This is a genomic window from Rhodococcus spelaei, assembly GCF_006704125.1.
GTDB classification, from domain to species: domain Bacteria; phylum Actinomycetota; class Actinomycetes; order Mycobacteriales; family Mycobacteriaceae; genus Rhodococcus_G; species Rhodococcus_G spelaei.
In genome coordinates, this window is record NZ_VIGH01000001.1 from 492,860 (window position 1) to 513,316 (window position 20,457).

The following is a 20,457-nucleotide window of genomic DNA, read 5'->3' on the forward strand; positions in this document are numbered from 1 at the left end:
GTCAGAACAATCGAATATTCACACATCATTGTTGTAGCGTTCCTACATGGATGTCGAACGCTTGCGAGTGTTGCGCGAGCTTGCCGATCGCGGCACCGTCTCCGCCACCGCGGCGGCCCTGTCGCTCACGCCGTCGGCGGTCTCCCAGCAGCTCAAGATCCTCGCGCGGGAGGCCGGGGTGCCGATTCTCGAGCCGGACGGCCGGCGCCTGCGACTGACCGACGCCGGCCAGGCCCTGGTCCTGCGCGCGGAGGACGTGCTCGCGGCGCTGGCCCGGGCGGACGCGGAGATGGCGTCGTACCGCCGCTCGCCGCGGGGTCGGGTTCGGGTGGCGATGTTCCCGTCCGGTGCGGCGCTGCTGCTGCCGCGGGTGCTGTCCCGGATCGCGGAGTCGGGAGTCGAGATCGACGCGCAGGACGTGGACGAGCCCGCCTCGTCGGTGCCTCAGTTGCTGGCGGACTTCGACGTGATCCTCACGCACCGCGACGAGCGCGCGCCGTCGCTGATCTCACCGCGGGTGCGGCTCGAGCCGATCCTGCGCGAACCGATCGACCTGGTGCTGCCGCCGGACCACGCGTTGGCGGGCAGGCCCGCGGTGGGCCTCGACGAGCTGGCCGAGGAGAGCTGGATCAGCGTGCGCGGCGGATTCCCCGTCGACGACGTGCTGCAGTCGGTGGCCGCCGCGACCGGCGTGCAACCGCGGGTCGTGCAGCGGATCAACGACTTTCGGGTGATCGAGGAACTCGTCCTCGGCGGTCACGGCGTCGCGCTGATGCCCCGGTACGTGCCGTCCCATCGCGGCCTGGTGAGCAAGCGTCTGGCAGGTGTGCGCGCGGCCCGGATCTACGAGCTCGCGACCCGCCCGGCGGCGGTCGAGCGGCCGGCCGTGCTCGCGGTGCTGGACGCATTCCGGTCCGCGGCCGCCGGGGTCTCCACCGCGAGTTAGCGACCGAGAACGAGAGAACTCCGGGCGCCGAAGCACCCGGAGTTCTCGTCGCGACGGTCGGCGGTCGCTACGCGAGTGCCTTCGCCTTGAGTGCCTGGAACTCCGCCTCGGTGATGGTGCCGTTGTCGAGCAGTGCCTTCGCGTCCGCGATGTGCTCGGCGGGCGACTTCCCAGCGACCTGCCGGATGTACGCGTCCTGCTGGTCCTTGGCGTGCTGCGCCGCTCGCACCGAACGCTTCGTCATCTTGTCGCCGTTGACGATCAGGTAGACGAGTGCGGTGAGGAACGGCACGAAGATGAGGAAGACGACCCAGATCGCCTTGACCCAGCCCGAGGCCTTCTCGTCGCGGAACAGGTCGCCGATGATCGAGAAGAGCAGCATCAGGTACGCGATGAACGCGAAACTGACGATGATGTACCAGATGATGTCCCAGAAAGACATGTGCGTCCTCGCTTCACGTTTCGATTCGATTGTTCGCCTGAGGATTGCAGATCGAAGGGGAGTTCGCCTCACTCTTCGGAGGTGAAAAACCCGATGTTCGTGGGATTTAGCCGCACCCTGCGCCGCGGAATCACGCAGAATGGACCACATGACTCAGGCAGTGAACATCGGTCCGGTGGAGTTGGTCGTACTGACCTTTCCCGGCTCCCGGGTGGACGAGGCGACAATTCAGGCCATCCAGGAGGTGGTGGCACAGGGGTACGTCACCCTCCTCGACCTCGTCTACATCGCCAAGGACGAGGCTGGGAACGTCACCCAGGTTGACGTCGACGAGGACCTCGACGACATCGGACTCGCGATCCTGTCGATCGAGGCGAAGGCGCTGATCAGCGACGAGGACCTCGACGTGGTTCGCGACTCGCTCGAACCGGGTACCTCGGCGGCAGTGGTGGTCTACGAGGAGTCCTGGGCCCGCAACGTCGCCACCGCCGTCGGCGCGGCGGGTGGGGAGGTGGCGCTGCACGTGCAGATCCCGAGGGACGACGTCCTCGCCGCGCTCGACGCGGCGCTCTGACCACGACACCGACTCACTCATTTCTCGACAGGAGATTCCCATGGTTTTCAGGGCAGGACGCGTCGGACGTCCCGGATTGCTCGGCACGGTCGCGCGTACCGCGGTGGTCGCGGGGACGGCGCGTGCGACAGCGAATGCAGTCGACCGTCGGGCGCAGCAGAAGGCGGCGGAGCAGCAGGCCTATGCGCAGCAGCAGGCGCAGGCACAGCAGCAGAACTACCCGCCCTTGCCGCCCGAGCCCGAGACGGCGGCGCCCGCTGGCGACGATCTCATCGCCAAGCTGCAGCAACTAGGGCAGCTGCATCAGTCGGGTGTGCTGACCGACGACGAGTTCGCCGCAGCCAAGGCGAAGTTGCTCGGATAGTCGCGGCTCCGCCGCCCGTGCGCGCGTTGTACCCCGCCTGGGGTGCAGGGCGCGCACAGTTCCTCGAAGCGCAGGCACCCTGAGCGGGAGGTATTCACCGATGACGACTCCTCACGATGCGACCACGGCGATCGAAACAGGCAATTCGGCAGTGGCGGGCAGTCTTCCGTTCTCCGACGAGTCCGACCTGGCGGACGCCGAACGCGGGTTCATCGCTGCGCTGGTCCCCGGAGTGGTCACGGCCGACGACGGAACGGTGGTGTGGGACAACGACTCCTACGCATTCCTGGATGAACCGTGCCCGCCGACCGCGAATCCGAGCCTCTGGCGTCAGTCCGGACTGGTCGCGAAGCAGGGACTGTACGAGGTCACCGAGCGGATCTACCAGGTCCGCGGACTGGACCTGTCGAACATGACTCTGGTCGAAGGCGAGGCCGGGGTCATCGTCATAGACCCGCTGATCTCCGCAGAGACCGCCGCGGCGGCGCTCGCGCTCTACCGCGAGCATCGCGGCGACCGGCCGGTCGTCGCCGTGATCTACACCCACTCGCACATCGACCACTTCGGCGGAGTCAAGGGCGTCACCACCGCGGAGGACGTGGCGGCGGGCCGCTGCGTGATCGTCGCCCCGGCCGGGCTCGTCGAGCATGCCGTCGCGGAGAACGTCTACGCGGGAACGGCAATGGGTCGGCGAGCGGCGTACATGTACGGCGCAGCGCTGCCCCGCGGACCTCGCGGCGCGATCGGCGCCGGCCTCGGGCAGACCACCTCCACCGGAACTCCGACACTCATCAATCCGACTGTGCACGTGTCGAAGACGGGCCAGATGGACACCATCGACGGGGTGCGCATCGAGTTCCAGATGACGCCGGGTACCGAGGCGCCCGCCGAGATGAACTTCTACTTCCCGGACCTGCGCGCGCTGTGCATGGCGGAGAACGCGACCCACACGCTGCACAACCTGCTGACCCTGCGCGGCGCGGTCGTCCGCGACCCGCACGTGTGGTCCAAATACCTGACCGAGTCGATCAACAAATACGCCGCGAAGTCGGACGTCCTGTTCGCCTCGCACCACTGGCCGACCTGGGGCACCGAGCGCCTCACCGAGTTCCTGTCCGTGCAGCGGGACCTCTACGGCTACCTGCACGATCAGACGCTGCGCCGGATCAACAAGGGTCACACCGGAATCGAGATCGCCGAGGAGTTCGAGCTGCCGCCCGCCGTGGCACAGGCCTGGCACACGCACGGCTACTACGGTTCGATCAGTCACAACGTCAAGGCCATCTACCAGCGCTACATGGGCTGGTTCGACGGTAATCCCGCACACTTGTGGGAACATCCTCCGGTCGAGTCGGCGAAGCGGCACGTCGAGTTCATGGGCGGATCGCCCGAGGTGCTGCGCAAGGCCCGGGAGTCGTTCGCGGCCGGGGATTTCCGTTGGACCGCGCAGGTGGTGAACTACGTGATCTTCGCGGAGCCCGACAACGCGGAGGCGCGGGCGCTGCAGGCCGACACCCTCGAACAGCTCGGCTACGGAGCCGAGAACGGCACCTGGCGGAACTTCTTCCTGACGGGAGCATACGAGCTGCGCAACGGTCCGGTGGGGACGCCGACCACGACCTCGGCGCAGGACATCGCAGCCGCGCTCACGGTGGAGCAGGTGTTCGACGCGATGTCACTGCGGATCGACGGACCGCGGGCCTGGTCGGCGCGCATCGTCATCGACTGGAAGATCACCGACGAGAACGTCGTGCACCGGACCGAACTGCGCAACGGGCTGCTGGTGCACTGGGACGTCGACGATGCGGGAGTCGACGGCGAATCCACCGCTGCCGACGCCACATTCACGTTGGCTCGGCCGATGCTGCTCGGTGTCCTGGTAGGCGGCGTGGACCTGCCGACGGCGATCGGCGACGGCAGCGTCGTCGCCGAGGGCGACCTGGCGAAGCTGGCGGAACTCGCCGGCTACCTCGACGACCCGGACCCGGATTTCGCCATCGTGACCCCGTAGGGCGCTGGGTCGTGGGGGCGACGCGCGATCGTTCCTGCTGAGGAGTCGGCCGAAACGCGGTGTCCGAAAGCCGCCAGACAGGTGCGTCGAGTGCTGCGAGATTAGTTCTCATGGAACTCACGTTGAAGAACAAGACAGCGGTTGTCACCGGTGGTAGCAAGGGAATTGGGCTCGCGATCACCGCGGCGCTCGCGGCCGAAGGTGCGAGCGTGGTGGTCGGATCGCGGGGCAGCACTCCGGAGCTCGATGTGCTCGTCGCGGAGCGCGGGGTCACGGTGGTACCCGTCGATCTCGCGACCGCGAACGGACCCGCGGAACTGATCCGAGCGGCGCAGGAGGCATACGGCGGCGTCGACATCCTGGTGAACAACGTCGGCGCCAGCGAACCGGCGGAGTCGATCGTCGGCTTCACGGACGAGCAGTGGCAGCGGATCTTCGACGTCACCTTCTTCAGTGCCGTGCGGTCGGTGCGTGCCGCGATCCCGGCCATGGAGGGCCGTGGGGGCGGCGCCATCGTCAACATCGGGTCGCTCAACGCCCGGTTGCCCGCAGGCATGATCGCGCCTTACAGCGCGGCGAAGGCCGCCCTGAGCAACTTCGGCAAGGCCCTCTCGGAGGAGTTCGCGCCGAAGGGCATCCGGGTCAACACAGTCTCGCCGGGACCGGTGCGTACTCCGCTGTGGACCGCGCCGGGCGGATTCGCCCACATGTTCGCGGACCAGGCGGGCACCACGGTGGACGACGTCATGAACCGGATGCTGCCGGAAACGATGGGGATCACCACGGGCCGGATCAGCGAGCCGTCGGAGGTGGCGGACCTGGTGCTGTTCCTCGCCTCCGACCGGGCCGGGAACATCACCGGTGCCGACTACGTGATCGACGGCGGGATGCTGAAGTCCTTGGCCTGAACGAACTGTGCGCGCGGTGTACCCCAACCGGGGTACACCGCGCGCACAGGCGGCGGAGCCGCTCAGAGCGTGGCAGCGACCTTCCACGCCGAGTGCATTGCGCCCTCGATGTAGTCGACCGAGCCTGCGTCGCCGACGACGCGGACGTCGACGCCGGCCGCGGCGAGGGCGTCGGCCAGCGGTGCCGCCGCCGACACCCCGGTGGCCACCACGACCAGCGAGGCCGGCACGGTGAGGGTCTCGCCGCCGGCGGTGAACTCGACGGTCTTGCGGGTGATGCGCGTGACCGTCGCCTTGCGGTGGATGTTCACCCCCACCTCGCGGGCGTGCTTGACGGCGGTCCAGCGGCGCGGCATCGCCATCGGGATGCCGAGCTGCTGGCCCTCCTCGATCAGGGTGACGCGGCTGCCGCGTTCGGCCAGGAACTCGGCGAGCTCGAGGCCGACCAGGGAGCCGCCGATCACCACGACGTTGCGGGCCATCGGCAGGAACCTGAGGAACCGGCCGCTGAGGTCACGAATCCGCGGCGCGCTCTTGGTGATTCCGGTCAGGCCGGCCACCTGGCCCAGGACCCGGAAGAGCGGTGACTGGTCGGAGACGTCACCGGATCCGGTCATCAGCGCGCGCATGGTGTCGCCGGTCTGCACGTGCGGCAGGTTGCCGCCGGGCACGTCCGGGCGGTCGCGCACCGCTCCGGTCGCGACGACCACGGCGTCGGGTGCGAGCGCCTGGACCGACGCGGCCGTGGCCGGGGTGTTCAGCCGGACCTCGACGCCGAGCCGCTTGGTCTCGCCCACCAGCCAGTCGAGGAGGCGTCCGTTGTCGGGGGTGGTGAGGCTGGAGAACCACAGGGTGCCGCCGAGGCGGTCGGACTTCTCGAGGACCGTGACGCGGTGGCCCCGCTCGGCGGCGACACGGGCGGACTCGAGGCCGCCCGGGCCGGAGCCGACGACGACCACGTGCTTGCGGGCCTTGATCGCAGGGAACGGCAGCAGGGTCTCGTTGCCGAGCGTGGGGTTGACCGCGCAGAGCGGTGCCTCGTCCCAGAAGTTCTCCTGCACGCACACGTAGCAGTTGATGCAGGGACGGACCTGCTCGGCGCGGCCCGCCTTGAGCTTGTTCACCAGGCCGGGGTCGGCCAGCAGCTGGCGGCCCATCGCGGCGAAATCGGTGTGGCCCTCGGCGATCATCTTCTCGCTGACCTCGGGAAGCATCCGGCCGACCGTGATGACCGGAATCGACACCGCGCGCTTCACGACCGCCGCGTTGGCGGTGTAGTAGCCGACGGTGTTGGGCAGCGGGCCGTCGGTGAAGTTCGCGAACGCGTTCAGCGCGGTCCCCGTGACGTGGATGGCGTCCGCGCCGGCCTTCTCGAACAGGGCGGCCGCGGCGGCTGCCTCGGCGGGGGTCAGGCCGTCGGACTCGCCGTACTCCTGGCCGGCGACGCGCACGATGATCGCAAGGCCGTCGCCCACCCTCTCCTTGACCGCGCGGATCACCTCACACGCGAGCCGGGCGCGGTTCTCCAGCGATCCGCCGTACTCGTCGGTGCGCTGGTTCGAGTAGAGGCTCAGGAACCCGCCGAGGATGTAGTTGTGGGCGCAATGGATCTCGACCGCGTCACCTCCGGCGGCCAGCACCCGGCCCGCGGCGTCGGCGAACATTCCGACCAGCCAGTCGAGGTCCTCCTGGGTGGCCTCGTGGTACGTGGCCCGCTTGCCCTCCTGGATGGCGGCCATCTTCCCGAGTTCCTCGGGGGTGCAGTCGGCCATGGCGCTCATGTCGCCGGGCGGCTTCGGCTTGGACGGCACCAGCTGGGGGCGGCCGTCGAGGTTGTCGATGCGGGCGACCTTGCCGTGGTGCACCATCTGCACGCAGAGCTTGCTGCCGGCCTCGTGGACCGCGTCGGCGAGGGCCTTGAGTCCGGGGATGAACCGGTCCTCGGACAGGCCGGGCTCCTTGCGGCTGGTGCAGCCCATCGGGTAGGCCACCGCGGCGCAACCCGTGATGATCAGTCCGGTGCCGCCGGCAGCGCGCGCCACGAAGTGGTCGATGTCGCCCTGGTGGATCTCGCCGTCCTCGCACAGGTTCATGTCCATCGCGGGCAGGACGACCCGGTTGTCGAGGGTCATCGGCCCGATCGTGCCGGGTGCGAGGAGATGCGTGTATGTCTGGTTGCCGGTCGTCACGAGTCGAAGCTATTGACAGGTGTGCACGGTGTGTGCCGACTTCCCGGTCAACGGGACCAGTTCGCAACGCAGTGAGGGGCCGCACCCAACGGGTGCGGCCCCTCACTGGACAGGTGAGCTCAGTACGCCCGGTTGACCGCCGAGACGACCGCCCGCAGCGACGCGGTGGTGATCGAGGTGGCGACGCCGACACCCCAGACGACCTTGCTGCCGCCGTCGGGGGTGGTGACCGCGGCCTCCACGTAGGCGGCGGCCTGCGCGTCGTCGCCGGCCGACATGGCGTGCTCGCTGTAGTCGAGCACCCGCACGTCGAACCCGATCGTGGAGATGGCGTCGACGAAGGAGGCCAGCGGGCCGTTGCCGGTGCCGGAGATCTCGTGTTCCTTGCCGTCGACCTTGACCACCGCGGTGATGGCGTCGGTGCCGCCGTCCACCTCGGAGGCTGTCACCTTCTGCCGCATCCGCTCGAGCGGCACGATCGGGGCGAGGTACTCCTCGTTGAAGACGTCCCACATCTCCTTCGGCGAGACCTCGCCGCCCTCACCGTCGGTGATCTTCTGCACCGACTGCGAGAACTCCATCTGCAGGCGACGGGGCAGCACCAGACCGTGGTCCGCCTTCATGATGTACGCGACGCCGCCCTTGCCGGACTGCGAGTTGACCCGGATGACGGCCTCGTAGGTGCGGCCCACGTCCTTGGGGTCGATCGGCAGGTAGGGCACCTGCCAGACGATGTCGTCGACGTCCGCGTCCTGCGCGTCCGCCGAGAACTTCATGTCGTCGAGACCCTTGTTGATCGCGTCCTGGTGGCTGCCCGAGAACGCGGTGTAGACCAGGTCGCCGCCGTACGGGTGCCGCTCGGCGACGGGCAGCTGGTTGCAGTACTCGACCGTGCGACGGATCTCGTCGATGTTCGAGAAGTCGATCTGCGGGTCGACGCCGCGGGTGAACATGTTCAGACCCAGCGTCACCAGGCAGACGTTGCCGGTGCGCTCGCCGTTGCCGAACAGGCAGCCCTCGATGCGGTCGGCACCGGCCTGGTAGCCGAGCTCGGCGGCGGCGACGCCGGTGCCCCGATCGTTGTGCGGGTGCAGCGACAGGATCACCGAGTCGCGGCGCGCCAGGTTGCGGTGCATCCACTCGATCGAGTCGGCGTACACGTTCGGCGTCGCCATCTCGACGGTGGCGGGCAGGTTCAGGATGACCGGCTTGTCCGGGGTGGCGCCGAGGGTCTCTGTGACCGCGTCACAGACCTCCTTGGCGTAGGAGAGTTCGGTGCCGGTGTAGGACTCGGGCGAGTACTCCCACCGCCAGTTGGTGTCCGGGTACTTCTTCGCCTCCTCCAGGACCAGCGCGGCGGCGTCGGTGGCGATCTTCTTGATCGCGTCCTTGTCGGCGCGGAAGACCACCCGGCGCTGCAGGATCGAGGTGGAGTTGTAGAAGTGCACGATGACGTTCTCGGCGCCCTCGCACGCCTCGAAGGTGCGGGTGATCAGCTCCGGCCGCGACTGGGTCAGCACCTGGATGGTGACGTCGGACGGAATGGCGCCGTCCTCGATGATCTCGCGGACGAAGTCGAAGTCGGTCTGGCTCGCCGACGGGAACCCGACCTCGATCTCCTTGTAGCCCATCCGCACCAGCAGGTCGAACATGCGGCGCTTGCGGGCCGGACTCATCGGGTCGATCAAGGCCTGGTTGCCGTCCCGCAGGTCGACGGCGCACCACTGCGGTGCACGGTCGATGATCTTGTCCGGCCAGGTGCGGTCGGGCAGCGTGACCGCCTCGACCTCCTCGGCGAACGGGCGGTACCGGAACGTCGGCATCGACGAGTTCTTCTGCGTGTTCCACCCGGGCTGATCGGCGGGTGCGGGCTTGGACGGCGGCGTGATGGTGCGCGATCCGGATGTAAAAGCGTCGGCGGGTGACATTGACGAATCTCCGAAATGAGGGGACGGGTAGTCCAAAGGTGAATCGACCGGCGCGACTGAACCCCGCGACGGGAAGCCAGTCTGGATCAGACCCCGTCGCGGCGATGAAGAAGGAGCGCCCGCTGCATGTACGGCAGTCTACCTGCCACCGCGATCTGCCGGGCCTTCACCCGCGACGAATGATGCCCGGCGTCGCACGAACCACCAGGCTGAGGCGATGGTGTCGATACGCCCCGCGGTGGTCGGGTGGCTCCGCGACCGCATGCCGGAGCGGAAGTTCCTCAAGGCCGACGTGGTCGCCGCGATCCCCGGCGCGATCAGCAGCGTTCCCGACGGAATGGCGTCGGGAGTGCTGGCCGGCGTCAGTCCGGTGCACGGGCTGTACGCCAGCTTCGCCGGACCACTGTTCGGGGGCATGCAGACCAGCACCAAGCTCATGGTGGTGACCACGACCAGCGCGTCGGCGCTGGCGGCCGGTTCGGCATTGGCCGAGGTGCCGGAGGCGGACCGCTCGGATGCGCTGATCCTGCTCACCCTGGTCGCGGGCCTGGTCATGATCGCGGCCGCACTGCTGCGGCTCGGCCGGTACACCCGATTCGTCTCGCATTCGGTGATGACCGGATTTCTCACCGGTATCGCGGTCAACATCATGTTCGGCCAGATCGCGGACTTCACCGGGGCGAGTGCGAGCGGGTCGGTCGCGATCGCGAAGGCTTTCGACGTGATCACCAACCCGACCCGCATCGACCTGGCGTCGCTGGTGACGGGAGTTCTCGCGCTGCTGTTGTTGGTCGGGCTGGCCCGGACCCGGCTGGCACTGTTCAGCGCGCTCATCGCGCTGGTGGTGCCCTGCCTCGTGGTGATCGGGTTCGGACTCGACGGCGTGGCGCGGGTGGCCGACGTCGGGGCCATCCCGACCGGGATCCCGCTGCCGCAGATCCCGGACCTCGGACTGCTCTCGCCGTCGCTGATCGGCGGCGGGCTGGCGGTCGCGGCCATCGTGCTGGTGCAGGGTGCGGGCGTGGCGGAGGCGGCACCGAACCGGGACGGCACCCGCTCACGAACCAATCAGGACTTCTCCGCACAGGGAATCGGCAACATCGGCTCCGCCCTGTTCGGGGGCATGCCGGTCGGCGGGTCGGTGGGGCAGACGGCCCTCAACGAGACCGCCGGGGCCCGAAGTCGTTGGGCGGCAGTGCTGTCCGGAGTGTGGATGCTGATCATCCTCGTGGTGTTCTCGGGACTGGTCGGCAAGGTGCCCATGCCGACGCTCGCGGCGGTGTTGATCTTCGCTGCCGTCGGGTCCATCCGGCCCGCCCAGATCACGTCGATCCTGCGGAGCGGGCCGAGTTCGATCATCGCTCTGGTCACCACATTCCTTGCGACGCTCTTGCTTCCGGTCACCGCGGCAGTGGGTATCGGCGTCGCGCTGTCGCTGTTGCTGCAACTGAACCAGGAGGCCGTGGACCTGAAGGTGGTGCGACTGGTGCCGGCAGACGGCGGTGGGCTCGGCGAGGAAGCGGCCCCGAAGATGTTGCGCAGCAGAGAGGTTGTGGTGCTCGACGTGTACGGCAGCCTCTTCTACGCTGGTGCCAAGACCCTCCAGGTCCGACTGCCCGACCCCGGCGAGGCGGAGTCTCCGGAGGTAGTCCTGCGGCTGCGGGGGAGGACCACGCTGGGGGCGACCTTCTTCAAGGTGATCGCCGACTACTCCGCGAAGTTGGACCGCCGTGGCGGACGGCTCTACCTCAGCGGACTCACCCCCGAGGCGCTCGCGTACTGGGACCAGGAGCGCCTCGACAGTCAGGGGGTCATCCTCGAGACCTTCGAGGCGACGAGTCGTCTCGGCGAGTCCACGCTCAGTGCCTTCGAGGCCGCCGAACGGCGGCTGGTGCGCAAGATCTGAGCCTGGATCACCGTCCGATCTGGGCGATTGTCCAAGTCCTGGACGCTTGTTTCACAAAACACAAGCAGCCGCCCGGTCCGTTGGCTACTGTGTGCCGGTCAGGGTGGATTCGGCCCCCTGACCGGTGGTTTTCGCGGAAGTGAGTTGTGTATGTCGGCGTTGGTGAACGGCACAGTTCGGATCGGCTCTCGGCGACGTCGCGTTGCGACTCACATCGGCACAGTAGTGGCGGGTGCCGGCCTGGCTCTGGCCGCAGCGGCCGTGGCGGCACCGGCCGCGAGCGCGGACACCGTCGTCGGCACCTGCACCATCGTCTCGGCGCCGACCGCCGCGCACTTCACGAACTGCGCGGGTGCGAACCTGGCCGGCGCGAGTCTCGCCGGGATCGACCTGACCGGGGCGAACCTGTCCGGCGCCAACCTGCTGGGGGCCACCCTGTCCGGCGCGAACCTGTCCGGGGCGAACCTGTCCGGCGCCTACCTCTACCTCGCCTACGCGCCGAAGGTGAACCTGTCGGGGGCGAACCTCGAGTCTGCGACCCTCCTCAGCGCGACCCTCACCGACGCGAACCTGACCGGTGCCAAGCTCAAGGGCGCGAACCTGCACGGAGCCAATGTGGTCGGCGCGACCTTGACGGGCGCAGACTCCGCGGACCTGACCGGTGCGATCACCGGGGCCACCGACCCGACCACGCCGAGCACTCCGACCACACCCACGACCCCCGAGCGGGACCCGAACTCGCCGCTGTTCGGCTCGGCCGTGACGGGCTCGACCAACATCAGTGGCATGGGCAACACCGCCCAGGTTCCTGCGCCGCTGCAGCCGCTGATCGGTTCCGCCGTGACCGGCTCCACCAACATCAGCGGGATGAACTAACCCCGAACACCGCCCGGACAGCGGGCACCCGCGCCTATCGTTGACCCGTGACGGCGACACTGCGGGCCGATCTGGTGTGCGAGGGCGGCGGCGTGCGCGGCATCGGGCTCGTCGGTGCGGTACAGGCGCTCGGCATGGCCGGCTACACGTTCCCGCGCATCGCCGGATCCAGTGCGGGGGCGATCGTGAGCGCACTGGTCGCGGCCCTGCAGCATGCCGGCGAGCCCATCTCCCGTCTGCACGACATCATGGCCACCCTCGACTACCGAAAATTCGAGGACCCGGGCCTGATCGGTCGGATCCCACTCGTGGGTGGACCACTGTCACTGATCCTGTGGGACGGTCGCTACCAGGGCGCCTACCTGGAGAAGTTCCTCGCAGGCACCCTCGCGGACCTCGGCGTGCGTACCTTCGGTGACCTGCGGACCGACGAGAGCGCGATCCGGTACAAATGGTCGCTGGTGGTCACTGCCAGCGACCTGTCACGGCGCCGGCTGGTCCGGATCCCCTGGGACCTCCCGCTGTACGGACTCGACCCCGACGAATTCCCGATCGCACGTGCGGTGCGGGCGTCGGCGGCCATCCCGTTCCTGTTCGAGCCGGTGCGCGTGGGAGGCGCCACGTGGGTGGACGGCGGTCTGCTGTCGAACTTCCCGATCGACCTGTTCGACCGGCCGGACAACCTGGCGGCGCGCTGGCCGACGTTCGGGATCCGGCTCGTCGCTCCACCCGGCCTGCCCCCCACTCATCCGGTGGGAGGGCCGCTCTCGCTGTCGCTCGCGATGCTCGACACCCTGCTCAGCAATCAGGACTCTGCGTACATCGACGATCCGTGCACCGTTCGCCGGACTGTCTTCGTGCCCGCCGACGTGGTGAGCGCGATCGACTTCCGGATCAGTCCGGAGCAGTCGTCTGCGCTGTACGACAGGGGAGTGTCGGCGGGTACTGAGTTCTTGCGTACCTGGAACTGGCCGAAGTACCGGTCCGAATGCGGCCGCGTCAATCCGGAAGGCGGCGCATCTCGACGACGGTGATGCCGAGCGCGTCGAATCGCGCGAGCATTCCGCGCAGCTGGGTGTCGTCGTCGATCGGCCCGTACAGGGCGGTGTATGCGTGCGGCGCCTGTGACACCGAAAGCTCGGGAAAGGCGGCCAGGACGCGTTCCGACAGGTCACCGCGGACGAGGAACTCGTACCGGATACGGGCGGGCTGGGGGTGGGTCACCGACGCAGCCTCCTTGCTGTCGACTATCGCCGGCGACGCGCCGGCTGGTATTCGACTCAGTCTCGGCCCGAGAGGTGTTCGGCGCCTCACCCGTCGGTGGTGAAAAGGTGCGTCGGTCAGAGCAGTCCGCGGACCCGGGCCTCGGTGATGGCGTCCCGCCGGCTGCTCACGTCGAGTTTGCGGTAGATGCCCCGGAGGTGGGTCTTGACGGTGTTGACCGAGACGAAGAGATCCGCCGCGATCTGTTCGGCCGTACGCCACGACGGGAGTTCGAGCAGCAGTTCGAGTTCCCGGGCGGTGAGCAGGCCGGTTGCGACCGTCGCATGCGGGATCACCGACCGCGCCCGGGTGGCAAAGTCGTCGAGCGCGCCGAGGCGGCCGTGGTGATGGTTCAACAGGTCCCGGAGTGGTTCGCCGCCGTCGTGGAACGGTCGCAGGATCTCCTGCGGCTCGGCGATCGTCATGGCTTCGGCCAATGCCGCACGGGCAGAACCGGACTCGTGCCGCCCGTGCGCGATCAGTGCCTCCATCAGCCAGGCGCGGATCCTGGTGGTGTCCGCGACGCAGGCGACGGCACCGCTGAGGACGGGCGCGAGCGCGCGCCGGGCCGCGTCGGCGCGCCGGTTGTGCAGCGCCATGGCACCGTCGAGAAGTACCACCTCACCGCACGTGCCCAACTCGGCCGCGGTGAACGCAGCGACGCGCCCCGCCCAACTTGTCTCGCCGACCTGGAGGAAGGCCCGCTGGACCGACGGCGCCACGATGGCGGTGGCGCCGGGAGGGATCGGTCGCGATCCTTCCGGGCCGGCATGGTCGCGGATCGTACTCGCCACCGAGTGCTGGTCCCCGGAGGTCTCGAAGTCGAAGACCGCGCCGAAGCACGCCGCGGCTCGGACTATGGTGGGATCGGGGCAGATCAACAGGGCAGGAACAGCTTCCGAGGTCAGCAGGGCCATTGACTCGGGTTCCACTCGCAGGTAGTGGCCGAGTGCGGCGAACAGTTGGGCGAGCGAGAAGTAGACGTCGCCGGTGAGCGCATGGTCGCGGCCATAGGCGTCTGCGCGCTGGGCGAGGTCTGCCATGTCGGTGAACCGACCCTGATAGCAGGCCACCGCGGTCAGCGCGGCCAGGGTCTGCAGAGTGACCGCGGGAACCTCGGCGGCGGCAGCGGTGGAGAGGGCGTCCTCGAGATGACGACGGGCGGGCTCGAGCCTGCCGAGGTACACCTCGGCCATTCCCTCCTGCAGCAATGCGAAAGCATCGAGTTCGGGATTGCCCGTCGCGCCGACCGGATCTGCCTGGAGTACCTCGAGTGCGTTCTCGATCCCGCCCGAATGAATGGAGACCTGGAGTCGGAGGCAGTCCTCCAGCACCGCATGCTGGAGGGGTGGGTCGTCGTTGATGCGCTGCGGTACACCGAGACTGGACGTCGCGGCCGCGTCATTTCCGCGGGCGAGTTCGGCGGCCGCTCGCAGCAGTCGCATCGACGCGTCGTCGCGCACGGACGGAGATGCCCGGTCGAGTATGTCGATGACGACGTCCCCCCGACCGCCGAGAACCAGTCGTAGGCCGCACTGTTCGAGCAGCGCGATCAGTGCGGGTCCGTCGCCGGCATGGAGGGTGTGCTCGAGCGCGCTGACCGAGTCGTGCGCGTCCGCGAACCAGGCCGCCGCGGTCAGCTCCAGGTCTGCCACGGCGCACCGTCCCTGGCGTCCCACCTCGGCTCGCAGGTACTCGCGTAGCAGTGGGTGGTATCGATACCAGCCGGCCGATCCGGGCACCCGCTCGATCAGAAAGCTGGCACGCTCGAGGGCTTCGATCTGCCTGTGCGCATTCACTTTTCCGGTGAGTTGCTCGGCCAGTTCGGCGGTGAAGGTATCGGGAATCGAGGTCTCGACGACGAAGTTGCGCTGCTCGTCGGCGAGTGAGTCGAGCACTTCGTTGACCAGGTAGTCGGCGACCATCCTGCTGTCCCCGGTGAAGTCGGCGATCATGGCGGACGGGTCGGGATGCTGCGCGAGGCTGATTGCGGCCAGTCGGAGACCAGCTGCCCATCCTTGAGTGCATGCGTGAATTCGGGTGTGGTCCTCGGAATCCAGCGCAAGACCGTGTTCCGAGAACAGGATCGACGACTCCTCCTCGGTGAAGGCGAGTTCGTGAATTGAGAAGTCGCGGACGCGTCCCTCCAGTCGGAGGCGGTGCAGGGCAATGGGAGGCTCGTACCGGCCGGCGACGATCGTGCGCAGCGTGGTGGGCGCCCACCGCAGGAAAGTGCCTAGCTCGTCCAAGGTTTCGGGATCGTGCAGTAGATGGGCGTCGTCGAGCACCATCCAGATCGGCTCGCTCAGAGCGCCCAGGACCTCCGCGACTGCCGCCGGAAACTGGTCGGATTCGATCGGGGGGACTGCGCGCAGAGCCTCGGCGACGCGGATGTTGCCTGAGTTCTCCAGCGCCGCACGGGCGGCGGCGCGAAAGGCGATCCGGCCATTGTCGTGTTCCTCGACCGTCAGCCACGCGACCGTCGGGCCCTCGGCTGCGGCGGACCTCGCCCAGTCCGCGAGGAGCATCGTCTTTCCGGAACCGACCGGGGCGCACAATAATGCGACGGTCGTGGCGGTCGCGTCCGGCGTCGTCATCGCGACAGTCAGTTCGTCGAGGAGTCGTTGGCGTCGAATCACCGGGTGGGCGTAGGTCGGAACCTGTGCGCGCACCCGGTACGTATCCCAATTCGCTACGGACATCTGGCCTCTTCCCCACGAGTGACCACGCCGGTGCCCGTGCGCCGACGCGCCCCCGAACGGCGGACCGTCGGGGGCCAGTAAAGGGATCGTAACTGCGGCGCAGGGGATTCGCGCGGTATGCCGGTCACGATTGCCCCAACTGTGTCAGTCAGTCGCGCGACATTGCAGCAGCCAGATGCGCCTCGACGTCGACATACGCATCGTCAGCGATGTCGAAGACCACCTTCGTGATCTCGCCACCGCGGAACTCGAAGCGGGGCTCCGGGTACGCGCTCGACACCGGGTCGGCGCTGTCGTAGCCGATGCACAACCCTTCGCCGCACAGTGAGAAGTGGCCGAGCACGGTGCGGATCTTCTGCTCTCCGACCTGCTGGTCGTCGATGTAGAGCTTCAGCGGTCCGATGCCCTCTCGGTACTGGCCCATGCCCTCCTTGACGAATTCGACGCCGATTATGTGCTTCCCGGACGTCGGCACCGGCGCCGAGATCCGGTCCTCCGGAGGGATGCCGAGGAAGTTGTAGGCATAGGTGACGACGCCGTCCTTGATGAACAGCGAATGGCCGCCGAACCGCGAGCCGTGCGCGAAGATCACGCCCTGCGAGTCCGGGGTGAGGTCGACCTCGGCGAGGATCTTGTACGAGACGCCGTGCACGTTCGCCGCCGACCGCTCCGGCACCTCGGAGGTGCCGGGGTAGTAGACGAACTGCCCACTCGGCGGCACCGGCTGGTGGAACTCCATGCCCACGAAGGTCTCGTAGTCCTTCGGGTTGCCGATGATCTGCAGGTCGTTCAGTGGCAGGACCTTGTTGGCCTTGGCTTCCTCCAGCCACAGCGCCTGCATTTCCGCGAGCTTGTCAGGATGGTCGGCCGCTAGGTCGTGCGCTTCGGCGCGGTCGACGTCTGCGTGGTACAGCTCCCACACGTCCTTGTCGAAGTTGCTGATCCCCGAGACCGGTCCGTGCACGGCGACGGCCTTCCAGCCTCGGTGCCAGATGCCGCGGCTGCCGAGCATCTCGTAGTACTGCGTCTCTTTCGCTGTGGGTCCGTCGGCCGGAGCGTCGAACGAGTACTTCATCGAGACGCCCGAGAGCGGGGTCTGTTCGACACCGTTGTAGGTGTCGGGGAATGTGACGCCGCATGCCTCGAGGATCGTCGGCACGATGTCGGTCGAGTGATGGTACTGGTGACGGACCTCGCCCTTGGCCTTGATGCCTGCCGGCCAGTGGATGACCATCGGGTCGCAGACGCCGCCCTGATAGGTGTAGCGCTTGAACATCTTGTACGGCGTGGAGAATGCGGCCGCCCAGCCGGTGGGGTAGTGGTTGTAGGTGTCGGGGCTGCCGAGCTTGTCGACCATGGTGAGGTTCTGTTCCTCGTCGTCGGGGTAGCCGCCGAAGATCTTCCCCTCATTCACCGAGCCGTTCGGGCTGCCCTCACCGGAGGCGCCGTTGTCGGCGCAGTAGATGATCAGTGTGTTGTCGAGCTGGCCCGACTCCTCGAGATAGTCGACGATCCGGCCGACCTGGGCGTCGGTGTACTCGGAGAATCCGGCGAACACCTCGGCCATGCGCGAGAACATGCGCTTCTCTTCGTCATTCAGCTCGGCCCAGGGCCGTACCTCGTCGGTGGGGGAGAAGGTGCCCTCGGGCATCGGGTTCAGCGGGGTCAGATCGGTGCCCTCGGGGAGGATGCCCTTTTCCACCATGCGGCCGAGCACCCACTCGCGGTAGGCCTCGTAGCCGTCGTCGAACATGCCCTTGTACTTGGCGATGTACTCCTCGGGAGCGTGGTGCGGGGCATGGTTCGCACCCGGGCAGAACCACAGGTACCAGGGCTTCTCCGGCTCGGTCTGCTTGACGTCGCGGATCATCTTCAGCGCCTGGTCCGCAAGGTCTTTCGAGAGATGGTAGCCCTCCTCCGGCGAGTACGGCTGCTCGATGTAGTGGTTGTCCTCGGCGAGTGACGGATACCAGTTGTTCGTCTCGCCGCCGATGAACCCGTAGAAGCGGTCGTAGCCCTGCGCGAGCGGCCAGTTCTTCTTCGACGCGCCCGCGGTCCACTCGTCGATCGGGACGTTGTGGTTCTTGCCGACCCAGAACGTCGACCAGCCCGCGTCCCGCAACACGTTCGCCATCGTCGCGTTCGACGGCGGAATGTGCGAGTTGTATCCCGGGAATCCCGTCGAGGACTCCGAGATCGTCGCGAAGCCGTTCAGATGGTGGTTGCGCCCGGTGAGGAACGTCGACCGGGTGGGCGAGCACAGCGCAGTGGTGTGCCACTGCGAGTAGGTCAGGCCGTTCTGCGCCAGCTTGTCCATCGTCGGCATGTTGATCCGGCCGCCGTAGGGCGACCAGGACGCCTGACCGGTGTCGTCGTAGAGCACAACCAGCACGTTCGGTGCGCCCTGCGGCGCCTTCTCGGGGAGGAAGGCATCCCAGTCCGACACCGAGTCGCGGACGTCGAGTTTGATGTCGCCCTTGAATTCCTTGGCCACGATCGCTCCTTGCTCGTAAGAAACTCCGTCACGGTCGATCGTCGCGCCGGACGCCGGGCGTCGCTTCACCCGCGCCAGGTGAAGCGAACACGCGGCAGATCGTCGAACACTGGACGGACCGCGATCGAGGGGAGCCAACGGACTGTGAACACGACGCGGAACGAGCGTGAATCCTGGTTTCTGTTCGGATCGTTGCAGGACTATCGAGCGAAGTGGATCCGGCCAGATGTCATTGCCGGACTGACCGTCTGGGCTGTACTTGTGCCGGAGGCGCTGGCCTACGCGACCATTGCCGGTGTCCCTCCGGTGGTGGGCCTCTACGCCGCGATTCCGTCCCTGATCCTGTATGCCGCGGTGGGCAGTTCGCGACATCTGGTGGTCGGGCCGATGTCCGCGACCGCAGCCCTCTCGGCGGCCATCATCGCCCCGCTCGCCGGGGCCGACGGCGGGAGGTACGTCGCGCTCTCGGCGGTGCTCGCCATCGCGACCGGCATCGTGGGGCTGCTCGCCGGGCTGATCAGGCTCGGCTTCATCGCCTCGTTCATATCCGAACCGGTCCTCAAGGGTTTCATCGTTGGTCTGGCCTTGACCATCATCATCGGTCAGGTGCCCAAGCTGTTCGGGGTGCACAAGTCCGAGGGCAACTTCTTCGAGCAGGCCTGGGGCGTCGTCACACATCTCGGTGACACCGACTGGCGGACCCTGGTCGTCGGACTGCTCAGCCTCGCGGTGGTCCTCGGACTCAAACGTTGGGTGCCGTTGATTCCGGGGTCGTTACTCGCGGTCCTGCTGGGTATCGCGGCGGTGTCGGTGTTCGGGCTGGACGACAAGGGCGTCGAGATCGTCGGGCACATCGATTCCGGGTTGCCGTCGGTCGGACTGCCCGGTGGCGTCGGATTCGACGACTACGTCGGCCTGCTCGGGCCTGCCGTCGGCGTGCTGCTCATCGGCTTCGCCGAGGGTCTGGGTGCGGCCAAGACCTACGCCGTCAAGGCCGGCTACGAGGTGGACGCCAATCGCGAACTCATGGGCATGGGAGCGGCGAACCTCGGTGCCGGGTTCATGTCCGGGATGGTGGTGAACGGCAGCCTGTCGAAGACCGCCGTCAACGGTGGAGCAGGTGCCAAGACGCAGGTCAGCGGGCTGGTCGTGGCGGCGCTGACGGTGGTGACGTTGCTGTTCCTCACCGGGCTGTTCGAGAACCTTCCGGAAGCAACGCTGGCCGCAGTCGTCATAGCCGCTGTCGTCGAACTGGTCGACGTCTCCTCCATGAAGCGGCTCTACGGTGTGTGGACGCAGCGACTCGGCAGCATCTACGGACCTGCCGCCAGGGCGGATTTCGCGGGTGCGTTCGCGGCCATGATGGGCGTGCTGCTGTTCGACACCCTGCCCGGTCTCGTGATCGGCATCGGGGTGTCGATGCTGCTGCTGCTCTACCGCGCGTCCCGCCCGCACGTCGCGGCGCTGGCGAAGGAGGGGTCGCTGTGGGTCGACGCGGAGCGCCATCCCGATCTCTCGACTCGACCTGACGTGGTTGTGGTGCGGGTCGAGGCCGGTCTGTTCTTCGCGAATGCCGACCACGTGAAGGAATGCATCGAACACCTGTGCACCGACGCGACGCGAGTGGTGGTGCTCGATGCGGAGACGTCACCTTTCGTCGACGTGAGCGCGGCGCAGATGCTGGTCCAATTGCGGGACGTTCTCGGGCGCAGGGGAATAGAGCTGCGCATCGCCCGGGACATCGGACAGTTCCGGGACACGCTGACGAAGGCCTCGTCCGACGGGAGGGCGGTAGGGGTGTACCCGACGGTCGGCGAGGCGCTGGCCGAAAGGGATTCGGACGCCTGAGGTGGT

Annotated in this window: 15 protein-coding genes; 9 read left to right on the forward strand and 6 right to left on the reverse strand. The window is 67.7% G+C overall.

What is annotated here, in order from left to right; translation table 11 throughout:
* Positions 1–46 precede the first annotated feature (46 nt).
* Positions 47–946 carry a LysR family transcriptional regulator gene (locus tag FK531_RS02255; protein ID WP_142094993.1) on the forward strand — a complete coding sequence of 300 codons (900 nt, stop codon included), beginning with the start codon at positions 47–49 and terminating at the stop codon, positions 944–946.
* 67 nt (positions 947–1,013) lie between these two features.
* Here the strand turns inward: FK531_RS02255 and FK531_RS02260 are convergent, their stop codons facing one another.
* A complete protein-coding gene (locus tag FK531_RS02260; protein ID WP_142094994.1) occupies positions 1,014–1,388 on the reverse strand; it encodes an SHOCT domain-containing protein in 375 nt (124 codons plus the stop codon).
* A 148-nt stretch (positions 1,389–1,536) separates the two neighbouring features.
* On the opposite strand from FK531_RS02260, the gene FK531_RS02265 reads away from it, so the two are divergent.
* The 4 genes from FK531_RS02265 (at position 1,537) to FK531_RS02280 (ending at position 5,245) form a co-directional block, all read left to right on the forward strand.
* Positions 1,537–1,962: a DUF6325 family protein gene (locus FK531_RS02265; RefSeq protein WP_142094995.1), complete on the forward strand. Its 426-nt coding sequence runs from the start codon at positions 1,537–1,539 to the stop codon at positions 1,960–1,962.
* A 40-nt stretch (positions 1,963–2,002) separates the two neighbouring features.
* Entirely contained in the window at positions 2,003–2,326 is a 324-nt protein-coding gene (locus FK531_RS02270; protein ID WP_142094996.1) for an SHOCT domain-containing protein, read from the forward strand.
* A gap of 100 nt (positions 2,327–2,426) precedes the next feature.
* Positions 2,427–4,337 (forward strand): alkyl/aryl-sulfatase, encoded by a 1,911-nt coding sequence (locus FK531_RS02275; protein ID WP_142094997.1) that lies wholly within the window; start codon positions 2,427–2,429, stop codon positions 4,335–4,337.
* Positions 4,338–4,447: 110 nt separating this feature from the next.
* Complete coding sequence (locus tag FK531_RS02280; protein WP_142094998.1) at positions 4,448–5,245, forward strand: oxidoreductase; 798 nt, start codon at positions 4,448–4,450, stop codon at positions 5,243–5,245.
* 62 nt (positions 5,246–5,307) lie between these two features.
* Here the strand turns inward: FK531_RS02280 and FK531_RS02285 are convergent, their stop codons facing one another.
* Entirely contained in the window at positions 5,308–7,434 is a 2,127-nt protein-coding gene (locus tag FK531_RS02285) for an oxidoreductase (protein WP_142094999.1), read from the reverse strand.
* 119 nt (positions 7,435–7,553) lie between these two features.
* Entirely contained in the window at positions 7,554–9,362 is a 1,809-nt protein-coding gene (leuA, locus tag FK531_RS02290; protein WP_142095000.1) for a 2-isopropylmalate synthase, read from the reverse strand.
* A gap of 217 nt (positions 9,363–9,579) precedes the next feature.
* On the opposite strand from leuA, the gene FK531_RS02295 reads away from it, so the two are divergent.
* From FK531_RS02295 to FK531_RS02305, 3 genes are all read left to right on the forward strand, one after another.
* Positions 9,580–11,268, forward strand: coding sequence for a SulP family inorganic anion transporter (locus tag FK531_RS02295; protein WP_181762781.1), 1,689 nt, complete (start codon positions 9,580–9,582; stop codon positions 11,266–11,268).
* 225 nt (positions 11,269–11,493) lie between these two features.
* Positions 11,494–12,144, forward strand: coding sequence for a pentapeptide repeat-containing protein (locus tag FK531_RS02300; protein ID WP_220126918.1), 651 nt, complete (start codon positions 11,494–11,496; stop codon positions 12,142–12,144).
* A gap of 47 nt (positions 12,145–12,191) precedes the next feature.
* Positions 12,192–13,178: a patatin-like phospholipase family protein gene (locus FK531_RS02305; RefSeq protein ID WP_181762782.1), complete on the forward strand. Its 987-nt coding sequence runs from the start codon at positions 12,192–12,194 to the stop codon at positions 13,176–13,178.
* Here FK531_RS02305 and FK531_RS02310 read toward each other — a convergent pair.
* The 3 genes from FK531_RS02310 to FK531_RS02320 form a co-directional block, all read right to left on the reverse strand.
* Positions 13,144–13,368, reverse strand: coding sequence for a DUF8691 family protein (locus FK531_RS02310; RefSeq protein WP_142095002.1), 225 nt, complete (start codon positions 13,366–13,368; stop codon positions 13,144–13,146). The two genes, FK531_RS02305 and FK531_RS02310, sit on opposite strands and share 35 nt — an antisense overlap.
* A gap of 116 nt (positions 13,369–13,484) precedes the next feature.
* Entirely contained in the window at positions 13,485–16,109 is a 2,625-nt protein-coding gene (locus tag FK531_RS02315) for a winged helix-turn-helix domain-containing protein (protein WP_142095003.1), read from the reverse strand.
* Positions 16,110–16,257: 148 nt separating this feature from the next.
* Complete coding sequence (locus tag FK531_RS02320; protein ID WP_142095004.1) at positions 16,258–18,603, reverse strand: arylsulfatase; 2,346 nt, start codon at positions 18,601–18,603, stop codon at positions 16,258–16,260.
* Positions 18,604–18,747: 144 nt separating this feature from the next.
* Here FK531_RS02320 and FK531_RS02325 point away from each other — a divergent pair, with 144 nt between their 5' ends.
* A complete protein-coding gene (locus tag FK531_RS02325; RefSeq protein WP_435531000.1) occupies positions 18,748–20,451 on the forward strand; it encodes a SulP family inorganic anion transporter in 1,704 nt (567 codons plus the stop codon).
* The last annotated feature ends 6 nt before the right edge of the window (positions 20,452–20,457 follow it).

What these genes read in the sequence shown, in the direction of transcription:
- FK531_RS02295 (WP_181762781.1), top strand. Translation starts at nt 9,580, where the DNA reads ATGGTGTCGATACGCCCCGCGGTGGTCGGGTGGCTCCGCGACCGCATG.
- FK531_RS02265 (WP_142094995.1), top strand. Translation starts at nt 1,537, where the DNA reads ATGACTCAGGCAGTGAACATCGGTCCGGTGGAGTTGGTCGTACTGACC.
- FK531_RS02260 (WP_142094994.1), bottom strand. Translation starts at nt 1,388, where the DNA reads ATGTCTTTCTGGGACATCATCTGGTACATCATCGTCAGTTTCGCGTTC.
- FK531_RS02275 (WP_142094997.1), top strand. Translation starts at nt 2,427, where the DNA reads ATGACGACTCCTCACGATGCGACCACGGCGATCGAAACAGGCAATTCG.
- FK531_RS02270 (WP_142094996.1), top strand. Translation starts at nt 2,003, where the DNA reads ATGGTTTTCAGGGCAGGACGCGTCGGACGTCCCGGATTGCTCGGCACG.
- FK531_RS02255 (WP_142094993.1), top strand. Translation starts at nt 47, where the DNA reads ATGGATGTCGAACGCTTGCGAGTGTTGCGCGAGCTTGCCGATCGCGGC.
- FK531_RS02280 (WP_142094998.1), top strand. Translation starts at nt 4,448, where the DNA reads ATGGAACTCACGTTGAAGAACAAGACAGCGGTTGTCACCGGTGGTAGC.
- leuA (WP_142095000.1), bottom strand. Translation starts at nt 9,362, where the DNA reads ATGTCACCCGCCGACGCTTTTACATCCGGATCGCGCACCATCACGCCG.
- FK531_RS02315 (WP_142095003.1), bottom strand. Translation starts at nt 16,109, where the DNA reads ATGTCCGTAGCGAATTGGGATACGTACCGGGTGCGCGCACAGGTTCCG.